Raw genomic sequence first — 15,995 nt, forward strand, 5'->3', positions numbered from 1 at the left:
CGACCGATTCCGACCCAAACACATCTAGCGGAATCATCCGTGTCGGACACCGCTGACGCGGTGTCCTTGTCCTCTTCGACACGACAGCGACAGCTCGCCAGTATCAACAATCTCCTACAGAAGAGCGTTTTCGAAACTCATCTCCGCACTTGTGGCGCCGCACTCATGCGATTATTTTCTCGAGCGGAAGCTTTCACCTCCGTAAGTCATTTATAAACGATCGGCCGGAGTGAGAGATCCCGCGGGTACAAGACACGTCTCGCGGTCGCCGGGTCGACTGTCGACCTCGGCCGTTCCGAGAGCTATCGCTTGGCATCCGCGGCCCGTTCGCCATGATCCGAACGCGATCGCTTCGATGGGTGTCGGTCGGAATTGTAATCGGTGGTGTGGTATTATTGCTGATCTCAGGTACATTCGCAGCTTCTGGCGATCTGTGGGACGTAGATCGTGCGAGTGACATTGAGATTGGCGTGGAACAGGAGCAGGTAATCACTAATATAGAAGTCCTTGATTCTAGTGACCCCGTTAGAATTCATATTGGAGAACTTGTCGATTCAGGGGCGAAATTAGATCACAATCAGGCATCCTATTGGATAAGTGTAAATGGAAAAATTAGGAACTCTGGAGTATATCTAGAAAATCCAAACTCTCCTAACGCAACCGTTATCATTTCCACTTCAGCGATTCCTAAATATGGGCGATTTGATCTCCATATTAATAATATAGACACAACGAACGTCAGCAAATATAACCAAAGGGGTGAGAAAATAAACCGGAATATCACCTACACCGCTGAACAAGGTAAAACAGACGCAATCGTTAATTTCAGCGTATCTTCTTCCATTTCTGCTAGATTGAAACCAGATACTTATACTGAATCTGCGCGGACAGTTATTTATAATTATTCGAAAATTTCAAGTCTAAATATAAATAATTCTGTGACGATCTGGAGAGAAAATAATAATCGAACTATCGGTGAGAAAGTTAAGACATTAAATGTAAGTAATAGACATATATCACTTAGAGATACAGACATTGAGGGCGAGACAAGGCTGACTATCGGTATTCATTCCCCTATACATAAACATGGGCTAGATGCGATATACTCTTTGCATACGACAACTGTCAACGTCTCGGTACCTGCTCAGATTGTAAGAAAGCCATTATATTATAGCAGGTCTACCCCGACTCTACTGTTCGAATTTAACACCAACATATCGGATTCTCAGGGATATATTATTACTGATTTTTCTAACAAAGACGTAGAAAGCGTCTATCTTGCTGAAAATACTGATAAGTACGATATAAATGGAAGATATTTGTACGTTTACCCACTCAATGGCCGGCACAATTCTTCACATAGGACTCAACCAGAAATTGATGAAATAGAAGTCAATAATATTCATTCTACCACAAGCAGGAATTCCCACGAAGAAAATTACAGCTCTCTTGTCCGTGTGGAAAAGATGATCTCAGATAGTGGTGAATATACTGTCAGTCTGGGTTCAAATATCGGAATTAGACTAGGAAACAAAACAGGGTACAAGTTTTCTAAACCTAATGGAAACACAGTCAGAAAGACCGACTCCCCTGATTCACGGACAATTCACAATCTTAGTACGGTCGGGCTTGATACTGGATATTATAATATAGGTACACAACCCAATCTTGAAAATCCCACAGTACAACTGGTAAATTCGACAACAACCATTGAAGCTGCTGACACGGTGACTAGATCTCAGATTGCGATTGATATTGGAGCAACCGGAACTAAGCGAACTGCTATTCTCAGCATTTCAAAGTCAGGATTTGAAGAAATATATCGGGATCACATTCTCTTGGATCCCGACGACAATACACGCAGATCTATTTTTGTTTCTCAGCCCGGTACATACACAGCGAAAATACGTGACTTAGACACGAATCAAATCATCACTCAAGATGTGCGCGTCGTGGAAAACAGGAACCCAACTGTATATAAAAGTAACACTAATAACGCGTCTGTAGGTGGCAAATCTAAATTTTATATTAATTCGACATATGATAATTCTACAGTATACCTGACATCCACAACAAATAGCACCACAACACTCGAAATGACAACTACTGATACGGGACCCACTCCCGTATCGGTCAACACGTATGCGTCGCCGAACTCTTCAGCGTTCGTCACGACGGGGTCCGGAGTTGACATCGAGTCGGTCACGGGCCATACTGACCCGCTCTCGCCCGGAACGTATAATCTCACGCTGCGGTCGAAACACGGCACCGAGACCGCCACAGATGCCGCCACGGTCACGGTCAGACCCCGCTCGACTGGCAACCTGACCGCGTACACGACGCGGGCGGCCTCGGCGGGCGACTTCGCGAACGCGACCGAGATACGCGAGGCGATCGCCGACGGAACGCTCGCACCCGCCGCGACTGCGACCGCGAACGACACGGTCGTGTACGGGGTGAATGCGTCCGGACTCACCGGCCTTCCTGCGGCCGCGAACGCGTCGCTGGAACGCGGGGAGGACCTCGCTCGTCTCGACGGCCTGTCGTTCGGAGTGGCACCGGCAGACGCGGACGACGCGAACGGTTCGACCGAGGGCGAGGCAGTGGGCCGGATGCCGAACGAATCCGCGGTCCACCTCGACCGAGACGGCCTGTTCCTCGTCGCCGACGGAGAGCACGCGTTCGGCACCGAGACACCGCCCGATCCGGGCGAGACGTTCGAGGGCACGTTCCGAGTCGACGACGATCGGTTGCGCGAGACCGCGGCGAACGACCGTCACCGCGTGACGACCAACCTGACCTACGGTGCTCTCGATCCGGCCGACTCCCTCGCGGAGAACGCGACGCCCGAGGGAACGGCCGGAACGAATCAATCGCTCAGTAGCAACGAGACGGCCGGAACGAATCAATCGATTAGTGGTAACGAAACGGCTGGAACGAACCAATCGATTAGTGGCAACGAAATAGCCGGAACAATCCAATCGATTAGTGGCAACGAAACGGCTGGAACAAACCGATCGCTCAGTGGCAACGAGACGGCCGGAACAAATCAATCGACTAGTGGCAACGAGACGGCCGGAACAAATCAATCGACTAGTGGCAACGAGACGGCCGGAACGAACCGATCGCCCAGTGGTAACGAAACGGTCGGAACGAACCAATCGCTCAGCGACAACGAGACCGCCGGAACAGATCAATCGCGTAGTGCCAACGCAACTGTCGAGACGGACCGAGCGTTCGGCGGCAACGGATCGACGGCCGTGAGCGCGCCGGGCGGCCCGACGGCGGCGAACCCGTCCGGGGCGACGGCGGGCACTAGCGCGTCTGGCGGCGGGCCGGCCAGCGGCGGCGGGTCGGCGGCCCCCGGTGGCGGGCCGGTCGCCGGGGGTGGTTCGACAGGTAGGGAGTCGGACGGGAGCGACGGTCCGGGTAGTGCCCCCGCTAACGCCGGAAGTGGTGCTGATCCCGCCGTTCCGTCGGACACTACTACTCCACCAGACTCCGCCGACGCCGCTGCCAGCAACCGTTCGGACCCCACGGGAGGGTCGACCGGCGTGGACGCGAATCGCTCGACGCGTCCCCCCGACGTAGGGATCTCGGTCGCTCCGGGTCGCACCGATATCCCGTCGTCTGCGGGGCCGTCCGAGGCCTTCGGTACCGGCGGCCTCACCGGGGGTGACGGACCCGGCCCTGCGGACCCCTCGGGCGGTGAGCAGTCGACCGCGAACCGCGCCGACGAGCGCGTGGACGCGCAGTCGACCGATTCGGCCGAGTCGTCGACGTCGTCCGAGGCGAGCGGTTCATCTTCCGACGCGGTCGCCCCGAGCGACCTCGGATACGACGACGCTCCGATACGCTCGACCGCGTACGACCTCCCCGGGTTCGGTGCCGTCGCGTCGGCCGCGGCGATCGCGGGCGCGTCGCTGCTCGCTCGGCGCCGCGGCCGCAACTCGTGAACTGCGACGGGGCGGTCACCACCTCGGAGTGGCCTCTTCACCCGGGCGGTTCACCGCTGGTCCTCGGCCGCCACCCATCGTCGATATGCTTTTGCTCGGCGGTGCCGTTCTCTCGCGCATGAGCGTGACCATCACACCGCCGGAGGAGCGCACCTGCGAACTGTGCGGGCGCGAAGAGCGGTGGGACGACGAGGCCGACGGGTGGCGGATCGCGGCGGAGCCCGGAAACGTCTACTGTATCCACGAGTGGGACATCAACGGCTCGTTCGTTCCCCTCGAAGAGTAGCTTCCGACTGGACGATCTGCCACTTCTGCCGCCCTAGCGAAGTCGCACGTATCATATAAGTAAATATAATATTAGTCCGGGAGCTAGCAACCGAGATACTTGATCGATTCTGGTCCGTGTTAATTGTTTACCACCCGTGATGAATAATTACCTTATATTCCCTAATGTGTGTACGATGGATCCTACCCCTATCAGGGTCATGCCTTTACCTGTTCATTCGAAGCGAGACGTATGACCAAGTCACGTAGTACCACCCGGGGCGTACGCGACTCGGAGCCCTCGGGTCAGGAGGGGGGACTCGCGGATCCGACGGACGACCGGTCGAACTGCGGGATCGGCGGCGTCGTTGACCTTGACGGCGCGTCCACGCACGAGACCGTCACGGACGCGGTCTCTCTGCTCGAAAACCTCGAACACCGCGGGACGACGGGTGCCGAGGAAAACACCGGCGACGGCGCGGGGATCATGGTCGCACGGCCGGACGCGTTATTCCGCGACGTCGTCGAGGCGGACCTCCCCGAAGAGTATGCGGTCGGCTCCGTGTTCATGCCCCCGGAGCCGAGCGTTCAGGCGGAGATCCACGACGTCATCGCCGAGGTGTGCGCCGTCTACGGGCTGGAGGTGCTCGCGTGGCGGTCGGTTCCGACTGACAACTCCGACCTCGGCGCGACGGCCCTCGACTCGGAGCCCGAGGTGTCGCAGGTGTTCGTCGCCCCCGTCGAGGGCGCGGGGCTCGCCCAGCGGTTCACCAGCGAGGAGGACCGGGCCGACGACGCCGATCCCGACCTGCTCGGCTTCGACCGCGCGCTGTACGCCGCCCGGCGCGAGATCGAGAACGCGGTGTCCGAGGTCGACGGCGCCGGCCGCTTCTACGTTTGCTCGCTCGACCGGCAACGCGTCGTCTACAAGGGGCTGTTGAAGGGGTCGCAGCTCGCCGACTACTACCCGGACCTGACCGACGAGCGGTTCGCGAGCCACGTCGCCTTAGTCCACGCGCGGTTCTCGACGAACACGCTGGGCGCGTGGCACCTCGCGCACCCGTACCGCAACATCGTCCACAACGGCGAGTTCAACACGATCCGCGGGAACGTCAACTGGATGCGGGCCCGCGAGACCGACCTCGACCACCCGGCGTTCGGGGCCGAGCTAGACACGATCAAGCCGGTGATCGACGACCCGAACCAGTCCGACACTGCGAGCGTCGACAACGCGCTCGAACTCCTCCTCCAGACCGACCGCGACCTCCCGCACGCGCTGCGGATGCTGATCCCCGAGGCGTTCCGTGACGACGACCTGATGAACGACGACCGCGCCGACTTCTACGACTACCACGCGTCGCTCGTCGAGCCGTGGGACGGGCCGGCTCTCGTCATCGGCTTCGACGGCGAGCAGGTCGCCGGCGTCCTAGACCGCAACGGTCTCCGCCCGTGCCGCTACGAGGTGACGACTGACGACCGCCTCGTCGTCGGCAGCGAGGTGGGCGCGCTCCCGACCGAGCCCGCCGACGTGCGCCGCCGCGGGCGGCTCCGGCCGGGTGAGATCTTCGTCGCCGACCCCGAGGCGGGCCGGATCGTCCCCGACGACGAGGTGTTCGAAGAGCTCACCGACGAGAAGTACGGCGAGTGGGTCGCGGACGGGCAGGTCGACCTCGACGCGCTTACCGACGAGGACGGCGCCGCGGCGGGGATCGACGCCGACTCCACCACCGAGGGCGACGGGGAAGAGTCGAGGCCGACCGTCCGCGCCCACCAGGCCGCGTTCGGCTACACGACCGACTCGCTGAACCACCTCGTCGAACCGATGGCGACCGAGGGGAAGGACCCGGTCGGCTCGATGGGCGACGACACGCCGCTGTCCGTGCTGGCGGACGTCGACCGCCCCCTGTTCACCTACTTCAAGCAGCTGTTCGCGCAGGTGTCGAACCCCCCGATCGACTACATCCGCGAGGAGCTCGTCACCTCGCTGGAGACCCGGATGGGGAACCAGCGCAACCTCCTCGCCGAGACGCCGGCCCACGCCGAGCAGATCGTCGCCGACACGCCGGTTCTGACGGACGCCGAGACCGGAGCGCTTCGCGACCTGCCCGGACCGGGCGAACGGACCCCCGGAGACGAGGGCGCGTCCGACGGCCCCGCGTTCGCCTCCGTCACCGTCGACGTCACCTACGACCGCGACGGCTCGCTCGTCGACGCCGTGAGCCGCGTCCGCGAGGACGCCGCGGCTGCCATCGAGGACGGGGCCGACGTGGTCGTCCTCTCCGACCGCGCCGTCGGGCCGGACCGGCTCGCGGTGCCGAGCCTGCTCGCGACCGGCGCGGTCCACCACCACCTCGTGCGCAAGGGGCTTCGCAACCGCGCGGGCGTCGTCGTCGAGTCCGGCGAGCCGCACGAGGTCCACCACCTCGCGACGCTCGTCGGCTACGGCGCCGACGCGGTCGACCCGTATCTCGCGTACGCCTCGATCGCCGACGTGGTCGCCGGCCCGGACGGCGCGGACGAGGACGAGGCGCTCGGGGCGTACCGGCACGCGCTGGAGGACGGGCTCCTCAAGACGATGGCGAAGATGGGCATCTCGACGATGGAGTCGTACCAGGGGGCCCAGATCTTCGAGGCGGTCGGGCTCGACTCCGACTTCGTCGCCGAGTACTTCGAGGGGACCGAGATCCGCACCGAGGGGATCGGGATCGAGCAGATCGAAGACGACCTCCGCACGCGCCACGCGATGGCTTTCGGCGCTGACCCCGAGCTGGAGACCGTCGGCGAGTACGAACACCGCTCCTCGGGCGTGAAACACGGCTGGAACCCCCAGACGGTCGGCACGCTCCAGCAGGCGGTCCGCGGGGGCGACTACGAGCAGTATCAGGAGTTCGCCGAACTGGTGAACGACCAGACTGAGGAGCTCCAGTCGCTGCGCGGCCTCCTTGAGTTCGACTCCGACCGCGACCCCGTGCCGGTCGAGCAGGTCGAGCCGGTCGAGTCGATCGTCGAGCGCTTCTCGACGGCCGCGATGAGCCTCGGGAGCCTCTCGCCGGAGGCCCACGAGAACAACGCCATCGCGATGAACCGCCTGGGCGCGAAGTCAAACACGGGCGAGGGCGGCGAACCGCCGGAGCGGTTCGACACCGAGAAGGAGTGTACGGTCAAGCAGGTCGCCTCCGGTCGGTTCGGCGTCACCTCGGAGTACCTCGCGAACGCCGAGGAGCTCCAGATCAAGATGGCGCAGGGGTCGAAGCCGGGCGAGGGCGGCCACCTCCCCGGCGAGAAGGTGAACGAGATGATCGCGCACGTCCGGTGTTCCACCCCCGGCGTCGGGCTCATCTCGCCGCCGCCCCAACACGACATCTACTCGATCGAGGACCTCAAGCAGCTCATCTTCGACCTGAAGGCCGCCAGTCCCGAGGCCGACGTCAACGTCAAGCTGGTCTCGGAGGCCGGCATCGGCACCATCGCGGCCGGCGTCGCGAAGGCGAACGCGGACGTCGTCCACGTCTCCGGCCACGACGGCGGGACGGGGGCGTCGCCGAAGACCTCGATCAAGAACGCCGGGCTCCCGTGGGAGCTCGGGCTCGCGGAGGCGAACCAGATGCTGCGCGCCACCGGCCTGCGCGACCGCATTCGCGTCTCGGCCGACGGCGGACTGCGGACCGGCCGCGACGTGGCGGTCGCGGCCGCCCTCGGCGCGGAGGAGTACATCTTCGGCACCGCCTCGCTCGTCACGTCGGGCTGCGTGATGGCCCGGCAGTGCCACGAGAACACCTGTCCGGTCGGCGTCGCGACCCAGCGCGAGGACCTCCGCCAGCGGTTCCCCGGCCAGCCGGACCACGTCATCAACTACATGACGTTCATCGCGCAGGAGCTGCGCGAGATCATGGCCGAGCAGGGGTACACCGAGCTGGCGGAGTTCATCGGTCGGCCCGGGCTGCTCGCCCAACGCGACACCGACCACGAGAAGGCGAAGCACCTCGACCTGTCGGCGGTCATCGCCGAGCCCGCCGGCGAGTCCCGCACGAAGGTCCGAGAGCAGGCGCACGGCGGCATCGACGACCTGCTCGACTGGGACCTCATCGACGAGGCCGCGCCCGCCATCGATGACGGTGCGCCGGTCGCGCTCACCCGCGACATCCGCAACGTCGACCGCGCGGTCGGCGCGACGCTCTCGAACCGCATCGTCTCCGAACACGGCGGCGAGGGGCTCCCGGACGACACGGTCTCGTGCCGCTTCGACGGCGAGGCGGGCCAGAGCTTCGGCGCGTTTCTCGCGCCGGGGATCACGCTGGAGCTGTCCGGCGCCGCCAACGACTACGTCGGCAAGGGGCTCTCCGGCGGCCGGATCGTGATCGACACGCCCGCGGAGGCGTCGTACGATCCGACCGAGAACGTCGTCGCGGGGAACGTCTGTCTGTACGGCGCCACGTCGGGCGAGATGTACGTTAACGGCGTCGCCGGCGAGCGGTTCGGGGTCCGCAACTCCGGCGTCAGAGCCGTCGTCGAGGGCGTCGGCGACCACGGCTGCGAGTACATGACCGGCGGCGTCGTCGCCGTCCTCGGCGACACCGGCCGCAACTTCGCGGCCGGGATGTCCGGCGGCATCGCGTACGTGTACGACCCCGACGACCGGTTCGCCGACCGGGTGAACCGCGGGATGGTGTCGGTCTCCGAGACGCTGGAGGGGTCCGACGAGCGGATGCTCCGCCGCCTCGTCGAGAACCACCGCGAGTACACCGACAGCGAGCGCGCGGCCGAACTGCTCGACGACTGGGAGGCCGCGCTCGACGACTTCGTCCGCGTCTTCCCCGACGCGTACGCCGAGGTCATCGCGGAGGGCAAGGGCGCCGACGTGCGCGAGGAGCCGCCCGCGCCCGCCGCCGCGGTGCCGGACGCCGACGCCGACGCGGCCGGGCAAATCTCCGGCGACGACTGATTCGCACCGCCTCTCACGGCACCGTCGAAGCCCGCGGTCGGCGATGGATTTCGACAGCCTGGAGGCGTACGGAACGCGTCTCTCGCACCGAGCGATTCCCAGGTCAGTCGCCACAGGATTATTATCGCCTTCGTTACTGGTCGGACCTGTGTCCGTGGACGAACACGGTCGCGACAGCATCGAGCCCTTACCGTCTCTCGATCCCGTCTCCCACCGGTTCAGCGTATGACCTCGAAATCGCGGGACCGGCCGGCCGGACTCGTACCGGTGGCCCTTCTCATCGCGCTCGCAGGTGAACTCCTCGGCGTGCTCCTCCTCGTCAAGACCGCCGTACCTACTCTCTTCCTCGCTGCGGCGAGTCTGCTCGCGCTCATAGCCGTTAATACGATCCGATCATCCGAACCGGACACGCACGAGCCGATCCGAAGCGACGAGACGAAGTGATCGACGGCGCCGGTTCAGGCCACTCGCCCGTCTCGACGGGACGCCGGTGAATATTTCACCGGCCACCGAGGCCGACCGGTCTCCCGATCAGTCGTCGAGCGACTCCGCGTCGACCTCGCTCTCCGTCGCCCGCTCGACCGCGCGGTCGACGTGGCGCTCGCGGGCGCGCTCGACGAACTCCTCCGGAAGCTCGTCTATCTCGCCGGCCTGAACGCCCCAGAGCTTCGCGTAGAGGCCGTCCGCGGCGAGCAGTTCGTCGTGGCTCCCCCGCTCGACGACCTCGCCGTCCTCCAACACCAGGGCGGTGTCGGCGTCGGTCACCGTCGAGAGCCGGTGCGCGATGACGAACGTGGTGCGGTCGGCCGCGAGGCGGTCGAGCGAGCGCTGGATCAGCATCTCCGTCTCGGTGTCGACCGCCGAGGTCGCCTCGTCGAGAATCAAGATCGCGGGGTCCTGAAGCACGACTCGGGCGATCGCGAGTCGCTGGCGCTGGCCGCCCGAGAGCTTCACGCCGCGCTCGCCGATCCGCGTCTCGTAGCCGTTCGGGAGTGAGGCGATGAACTCGTGGGCCTCCGCGGCCTTCGCGGCCTCGACGACCCGCTCGCGCACCTCGCTCTCCTCGGCGTCCGCTTCATCGATCCGCGTGAACCGCCCGTAGCGGATGTTCTCGGCGATGGTGCCGTCGAACAGCGTGGTGTCCTGCGCGACGTAGCCGACCGACGAGCGGAGGCTCTCGACGGTCACGTCGCGGACGTCGTGACCGTCGACGCGGATCGCGCCGTCGGTCACGTCGTACAGCCGGAGGAGGAGCTTGAGCAGCGTCGACTTCCCCGCGCCGGTCGGTCCGACCAGCGCGACGGTGTCGCCCGGATCGGCCGAGAAGGAGACGCCGCTGAGAACCTCCTCGTCGGCGTCCTCGGGGTCGACGAGGGCGTTCCCGGGGTACGCGAAGGAGACCTCGTCGTACTCGACGGCGCCCGCCACGCCGCCGTGGTCGGCCGCGGCGTCGGCCGCGTCGCCGGTCGCGTCGTCAACTGCGTCCTCCGTCGCGTCGTCGACCGTGCCGTCGACGCCGCGGCCGCGCTTACTTCCGCCGTCGCTCCGGGTCTGGCCGCCGAGTTCGATCGCGTCGTCGTCGTCCTCGATGCGGACCGGGATGTCGCGCAGGCCGAACACGCGCTCGCAGGAGGCCTTCGCGTTCTCGTACTGGTCGATGATGTTTGACACCTCCGCGAGCGGGGCGACGAACTGCTGGGTGAGGAGGACGAACGTGACGAACGTCCCGACGGTCAGCTTCGTCGAGAAGGGGCCCGGCGGGCCGTTCGCGAGCCAGAAGCCGCCGACCGCGAAGGTGGCGGCGAACGCCAGCCCGGCGAGCAGCTCCATCCCGGGGCGGTAGACGTAGTTGAGCCGGAGGATCGACATCGTGCGCCGGAAGTACGAGAAGGAGGCGTCCTCGACGCGCTCGCTCTCGTGGGCCTCCGTGTTGGAGGTCTTCACCAGCTCGACGCCCGAGAGCGCGTTCTCGAGGGCGGTGTTGAGGTCGCCGACGACCGAGCGCTGCGCGACGTACCGGGGTTCGACGGCGCGCATGAACCACAGCGTGAAGAGGAACATCAGCGGGATGGCGGCGAGGGTGATCACGGCCAGCTCGTAGTTGTAGTAGACGAGGACGGTCGCGATCCCGACCACCATCACGCCGAGGCGCGCGGAGTTCTGGAGGGCGTTGTCTAAGAACACCTCTAGGTTCGAGGCGTCATTGTTGAGGACGGACATGACCTCGCCGGTCTGCTTGTCGTCGAAGAAGGTCATGTCGAGCCGCTGCATCTGGTCGAAGGAGTCGGTGCGGACCGCGTGCATCACGCGGTGCGCGAAGTTGTTCGCCGCGATGCCGTAGACGTACGTGAACACGCCCGTCACGATGAACGACCCGAAGATGAGGATCACTGAGAGGCGGAACTGGGGGGCCTCCGCGGTCGGCAGCCACGCGTCAGGAACGATCGGGAGCGTGTAGGGGCCGGAGCCGGTGAAGACGGCGTCGATGGCGACGCCCAGCACCACCGGCGGGATCAGCCCCGCGACCCGGGCGACGACGTTGGCGACCATCCCGATCACGAGCCAGTGCGCCTCGGACGCCCCGTACTCGTGGAACAACCGCCCGAGCGGTCGGTCCACCCGGTCGCGGTACACTTCGAAGGCGTTGCGCTCGTCGGCAGCCATAGCCGTATGAGCGCCGGAAGCCCCATGTATCCGGCGGCTTCGGCGGCCCGTTCCGGGTTCCGACGACGCGAATCCTGGCCCCCGAGGAGGCGAACAAACCCGCGTGAATACAGCGGCGCGCACCTCCGAGCGCCCGAGGGGGGTGCGAGGAGCGCGACGAGGCCGGGGAGGTGTGTAGAGCGGTGCCGTGCGGCGCGGGGCTTCGACGGTGTTCGCCGTCACTCCGCAATCGGCCGCGACTGTGACGGGAATCACCCCAGGGCCGTCGGTCGAGTTCGGTCGCCGGACCGTTTAATAAGCGTCACGCGAACCCACGTACGTGGACGAACTCGTCGTGAGCACGGAGGTGTACGCCGACCCCGAAGACGTGTACGCGTTCCTGCTCGACTTCCCGCAGTACGCGAACTACTCCGAGTACCTCCGAGAGGTCGAAACGGTCACCGGCGACGGCGGCCCCGGCACCCGGTACGCGCTCACGTTCGCGTGGTGGAAGATCTCCTACACCGCCCGCTCCGAGGTGACCGGCGTCGAGCCGCCCGAGCGGATCGACTGGGAGATAACGAAGGACATCGACGCCGGTGGCTGCTGGCGAGTGACGCCGGCGTCGACCGACGGGGGCGAAGCGGCCGCCGAGGAGACTGACGACGCGCCCTGCGAGGTCGCGCTCGAAGTCGAGTTCGACCCCGGCTCCGCCAGCCCGGACGCGCTCGACCTGCCGCGGCTCGTCTCGTTCGACTGGGTGTTGAAGAAGGCGATCCCGCTGATCCGAAGCGAGGCCGAGCGCGTCGTCGAGCGCGCCGTCCGCGACTTGGAGGGATCGCGACGCGACGTGGACCTCGACGTGTACGTCGACTCCGACCGGATCTGAGCGTGGGCGGCGCGCGGTCCAGTCGGTCCGCGATTCGAAGCCCTTAAGATATTCACCGCGGAACAAACGAATGCGTTCGAGGGCTCGTAGATCAGTGGTAGATCATCCCCCTGGCACGGGGAAGGCCCGGGGTTCAAATCCCCGCGAGTCCATCCTTTTCCTCACTTCGTTCGCTTAGTCATTCCCTCGTGTGGTCCCACTCGCTCGCTGTGCTCGCTCGCGGGACCCCCGCGAGTCCGTATTTTTGCCCCGCGAGAAACGCTGCGAGCGACGTAGACCTGTAACGAGCGGTGACTTCTCCTGATTTGCCATTCTAAATATCAGCAAGTTTGAATAATATTCATACGGCGCATCAGAAAGATAAAACCGCTATATGGCGGCTTCGAGCTACCCTGATGATTGGGACGAGAGGCGCAGAAAAGTTTATTCACGTGACAATTATACCTGCCAACAATGTGGTGCCCGGGGTGGGTCGTCCGGAGATACTGAACTCCACGCGCATCACCTTACGCCACGATCCGAGGGTGGTTCTGATTCGTTAGATAATCTTCAGACGCTCTGCGTTAACTGTCATAATAGTCAACACAAGCACGACATCACACGGGATACAACTCAGAACGACCAACAGGATACAGTGAATAACTACTTGTCTCGTGTATACACAATTTTACCGTTTTTCTTCTTCGTTGTAATTAAGCACCTGATAGCTCCGCTCGCTGCTGGCTATGGTTATTTCTACATTTTGAGTGAAGCATCATCCACTGCGGGAAGTATACACTGGCTTCTCACACCTATTGTGCTGCTCGTACTCGGAACTACTGGTGGGATCCTCGGCCTTCGTTTCCAATCTGTTGTCTTCAAGTCGTATCTCCTCGTGTTCGGGATCCTCGCTTGGTACGTTTCCGGCCAAGATCCGACATTCATTGAGAGATTAGGTAGGATTATGACAGACGCTCACTGGTTTGAAGCTCTTATCGCAATTCCCACGGTTCTGTTTGGTCTGTTCGGACCTTTGCTAATTACTCTCGGCACACGGATAACGGGGACTACAGAAAGCAATCGGATTAATTGAAAGCCGTGAGGACGGCGACGGTCTCCCGGACGGAGAAGTTTCGCGGCAGGTCGCTCATCGCTTGAACCACGAGGCGTCCGGTTCGGGCGCGTCGATGTCCGGCTCGCGGGCCTCTTTGGCCCGCCGCCAGCGAGTAGGCTTCAGCAGTTGGCCGCGGGCGACGACCCCGCGGCAGCACGCGCCGATTCGGTCGGGCCGCCGCACCGCGCTCGGCGGACGGACGTGGAGGCACACCGTCATCGCGAGCGGGAGCCAGAGGAGCGCCGCGACCGCCGCGCCGAGCGCGACGCCGACGACGCCGAGCGCCGCCAACGCCGCCGTCCCCGTCACGAGTTCGGTGACCGCGTCGACGCCCTCCCCGTACCCTTTCCGACCGCCCTCGGGCGGAACGTCGACGGCGAAGGCGGGCACGCGGTCGCCGTCGAGGTTCGCGTCCAAGAGCGCGCCGTACTGCGCCTGCCGCCGGCGGTCGTCGAGCAGCAGGCTCTCGTAGCGCGTTCCCGCCTCCTCGACGACCACGCCGTTGACGGGGCCGAGCGCGCGGTCCGGCAGCGTCGTCGCCTCGCCGTGGTACCCCGGCGCGAGGTGGCAGGGCCGCCCGCGGTCCGCGCGGTCAGGAGCCCGGGATAGGTCGCGGACTCGGACCGCTGGCCGTCGGGATCGGCGGCCGCGTCGGTCGCGTTCGAGGATCGCTCCGCCCCGATGTATCTCGTCGTGAGCCGTGCCGCGCGCTCCGGTACGGAAACGGGGTGGAAAGACGTTATCCCCGGTTCCCGTCCCTACTCCGCGACCGCCGCCTCCACGGCCCTGCTCTCCTCGTTCGTCAGGTCGTAGCAGTCGCAGAGGATCTGGTCGATGAGGCGGTCGGTCTCCTCGATCCCCGCGTCGAGAGCACACTCGCTCGCCCGACCCTACTCCGGCCACGCCTCCCGCTCCCGCCGGTCCGTCTCGCGAGAAAGCTCCGGCGGCACCTCCTCCAGCAGGGCCGGCGCGAACGACCACCCGACGTGCCACGCGACGACCTCCTCGTCTAGCTCCTCCAGCCGCACGTCCTGTTGCCCGTAGTACTCGCCGTCGACCGTACAGGAGCCGCCTCCGTCCGTGATACAGACCTCCCCGCGCTCGTCGTAGGTGATCTGGACGTGGGCGTCGCGCGCGCTGTCGACGAACTCCCACGCGAACCGGTCGCTCCCGACGATATCCTCGCGGCCCGCGAAGTAGTCGAGCGCCGCGGCCACCTCGTCCTCGACGGGCCCCGTGACCGCGCCGTCGTCGGCGCGCAAGTGGATCTTCAAGGGCCGATGCGTCGCGAGCGTGCTCGTCGCGTTCATCAGCCCGGCCGGCTCCTCGCCGTGTTCGAGCCCCTGAACGTGGCCGAGCTCGTGGATGATCGTCGCGTTCATGTCCGCGTCGGAGACTCGGGGATCGACGGTCGCGGTCATCGGCGTCCGCGGCTCGTCGACGAGCAGGTCCGCGCAGCCGAAGTACCGCGTGTCGTTGCCCTCGACGCCGCAGCGCTCCACGCGGTCGAACCGGAGAACGACGTCCGCCCGCGACTCGTCGCTCACCCGCTCGTAGGCGACGGGATAGCCGAGGTAGCGCTCGTCGTTCCGCTCCCAGTACCCCGTCGCGGCCGCAGCGACGCCGGAGACGTTCCGGTCGACCGCCGCGTCGTCGGCGTAGAGGCCCAGCGTCGTCTCCCCGTACGGGCTCGGGTGCGACAACGCGACCGCGCGCTCCCGCGTCCGGTTCGCGGTGGTCACGACCAGCGGGTGGGCGCCGCCGTCGCGTCGCACGTCCGCGAACGTGACAGACACTCGGCGCTCCGCGCCGCCGTCGAGCGCGACCGTCCGGTTCGCGCTCGCTCCCGCGCCGTACCGGATCCGGACCGTCTGGGTCCCGGCCCGGTCGCCGACGTTCCTCACCGTCGCCGCCACCGAGAGCTCTCCGCCGTACTCGACGCTGTCGGGGGCATCGATCGCGGAGACCGCGAACGTCGCCGCGTGGGCCTCTTCGACGACGATCGAGCGGGTCGCCGTCGCCCCACCGACGGTCACCGTCAGGTCGTACTCGCCCGGGTCGAGCGCCGCGCCGTCGACGCGGGCCGTCACCGTCAGCGTCCCGTTCGCCGGGACGGACCGGTTCTCGGCGACCAACGTCGCGTCACCGACCCGGACCGTCACCCGAACCGGGTCGAGTCCCGCGGCCGAACCCCCCTCGCCCGCGGAT

9 protein-coding genes and 1 tRNA gene are annotated in these 15,995 nt (G+C 64.7%); 7 read left to right on the top strand and 3 right to left on the bottom strand.

Annotation, left to right across the window (positions count from 1 at the left end; translation table 11 throughout):
* The first annotated feature begins 470 nt into the window (after positions 1-470).
* The 4 genes from B9G49_RS16815 (at position 471) to B9G49_RS16580 (ending at position 9,606) form a co-directional block, all read left to right on the top strand.
* Positions 471-3,956, top strand: coding sequence for a hypothetical protein (locus B9G49_RS16815; RefSeq protein WP_198943837.1), 3,486 nt, complete (start codon positions 471-473; stop codon positions 3,954-3,956).
* A gap of 118 nt (positions 3,957-4,074) precedes the next feature.
* Positions 4,075-4,242 carry an HEWD family protein gene (locus B9G49_RS16820; RefSeq protein WP_167373064.1) on the top strand — a complete coding sequence of 56 codons (168 nt, stop codon included), beginning with the start codon at positions 4,075-4,077 and terminating at the stop codon, positions 4,240-4,242.
* A gap of 231 nt (positions 4,243-4,473) precedes the next feature.
* Entirely contained in the window at positions 4,474-9,162 is a 4,689-nt protein-coding gene (gene gltB / locus B9G49_RS12695; RefSeq protein WP_086216611.1) for a glutamate synthase large subunit, read from the top strand.
* A gap of 267 nt (positions 9,163-9,429) precedes the next feature.
* Entirely contained in the window at positions 9,430-9,606 is a 177-nt protein-coding gene (locus B9G49_RS16580; RefSeq protein ID WP_158093618.1) for a hypothetical protein, read from the top strand.
* A gap of 87 nt (positions 9,607-9,693) precedes the next feature.
* Here B9G49_RS16580 and B9G49_RS12705 read toward each other — a convergent pair whose 3' ends face one another.
* Complete coding sequence (locus tag B9G49_RS12705) at positions 9,694-11,826, bottom strand: ABC transporter ATP-binding protein (RefSeq protein ID WP_086216613.1); 2,133 nt, start codon at positions 11,824-11,826, stop codon at positions 9,694-9,696.
* 319 nt (positions 11,827-12,145) lie between these two features.
* Here B9G49_RS12705 and B9G49_RS12710 point away from each other — a divergent pair, with 319 nt between their 5' ends.
* From B9G49_RS12710 to B9G49_RS12720, 3 genes are all read left to right on the top strand, one after another.
* On the top strand, positions 12,146-12,694 hold the full coding sequence (locus B9G49_RS12710) for an SRPBCC family protein (RefSeq protein ID WP_086216614.1): 549 nt from the start codon (positions 12,146-12,148) through the stop codon (positions 12,692-12,694).
* A gap of 80 nt (positions 12,695-12,774) precedes the next feature.
* Positions 12,775-12,846 (top strand) — tRNA-Ala (locus B9G49_RS12715).
* Between the two features lie 221 nt (positions 12,847-13,067).
* On the top strand, positions 13,068-13,766 hold the full coding sequence (locus B9G49_RS12720; RefSeq protein ID WP_086216615.1) for an HNH endonuclease: 699 nt from the start codon (positions 13,068-13,070) through the stop codon (positions 13,764-13,766).
* A 54-nt stretch (positions 13,767-13,820) separates the two neighbouring features.
* Here B9G49_RS12720 and B9G49_RS12725 read toward each other — a convergent pair whose 3' ends face one another.
* Positions 13,821-14,285 (bottom strand): hypothetical protein, encoded by a 465-nt coding sequence (locus B9G49_RS12725; protein ID WP_086216616.1) that lies wholly within the window; start codon positions 14,283-14,285, stop codon positions 13,821-13,823.
* 392 nt (positions 14,286-14,677) lie between these two features.
* A partial coding sequence (locus B9G49_RS12730) for a matrixin family metalloprotease (protein ID WP_086216617.1) occupies positions 14,678-15,995 on the bottom strand: 1,318 nt, incomplete at its 5' end.

Source organism: Halorubrum sp. SD683 (assembly GCF_002135045.1).
GTDB classification, from domain to species: Archaea; Halobacteriota; Halobacteria; order Halobacteriales; family Haloferacaceae; genus Halorubrum; species Halorubrum ezzemoulense.

What these genes read in the sequence shown, in the direction of transcription:
- B9G49_RS12705 (WP_086216613.1), bottom strand. Translation starts at nt 11,826, where the DNA reads ATGGCTGCCGACGAGCGCAACGCCTTCGAAGTGTACCGCGACCGGGTG.
- B9G49_RS12720 (WP_086216615.1), top strand. Translation starts at nt 13,068, where the DNA reads ATGGCGGCTTCGAGCTACCCTGATGATTGGGACGAGAGGCGCAGAAAA.
- gltB (WP_086216611.1), top strand. Translation starts at nt 4,474, where the DNA reads ATGACCAAGTCACGTAGTACCACCCGGGGCGTACGCGACTCGGAGCCC.
- B9G49_RS16820 (WP_167373064.1), top strand. Translation starts at nt 4,075, where the DNA reads ATGAGCGTGACCATCACACCGCCGGAGGAGCGCACCTGCGAACTGTGC.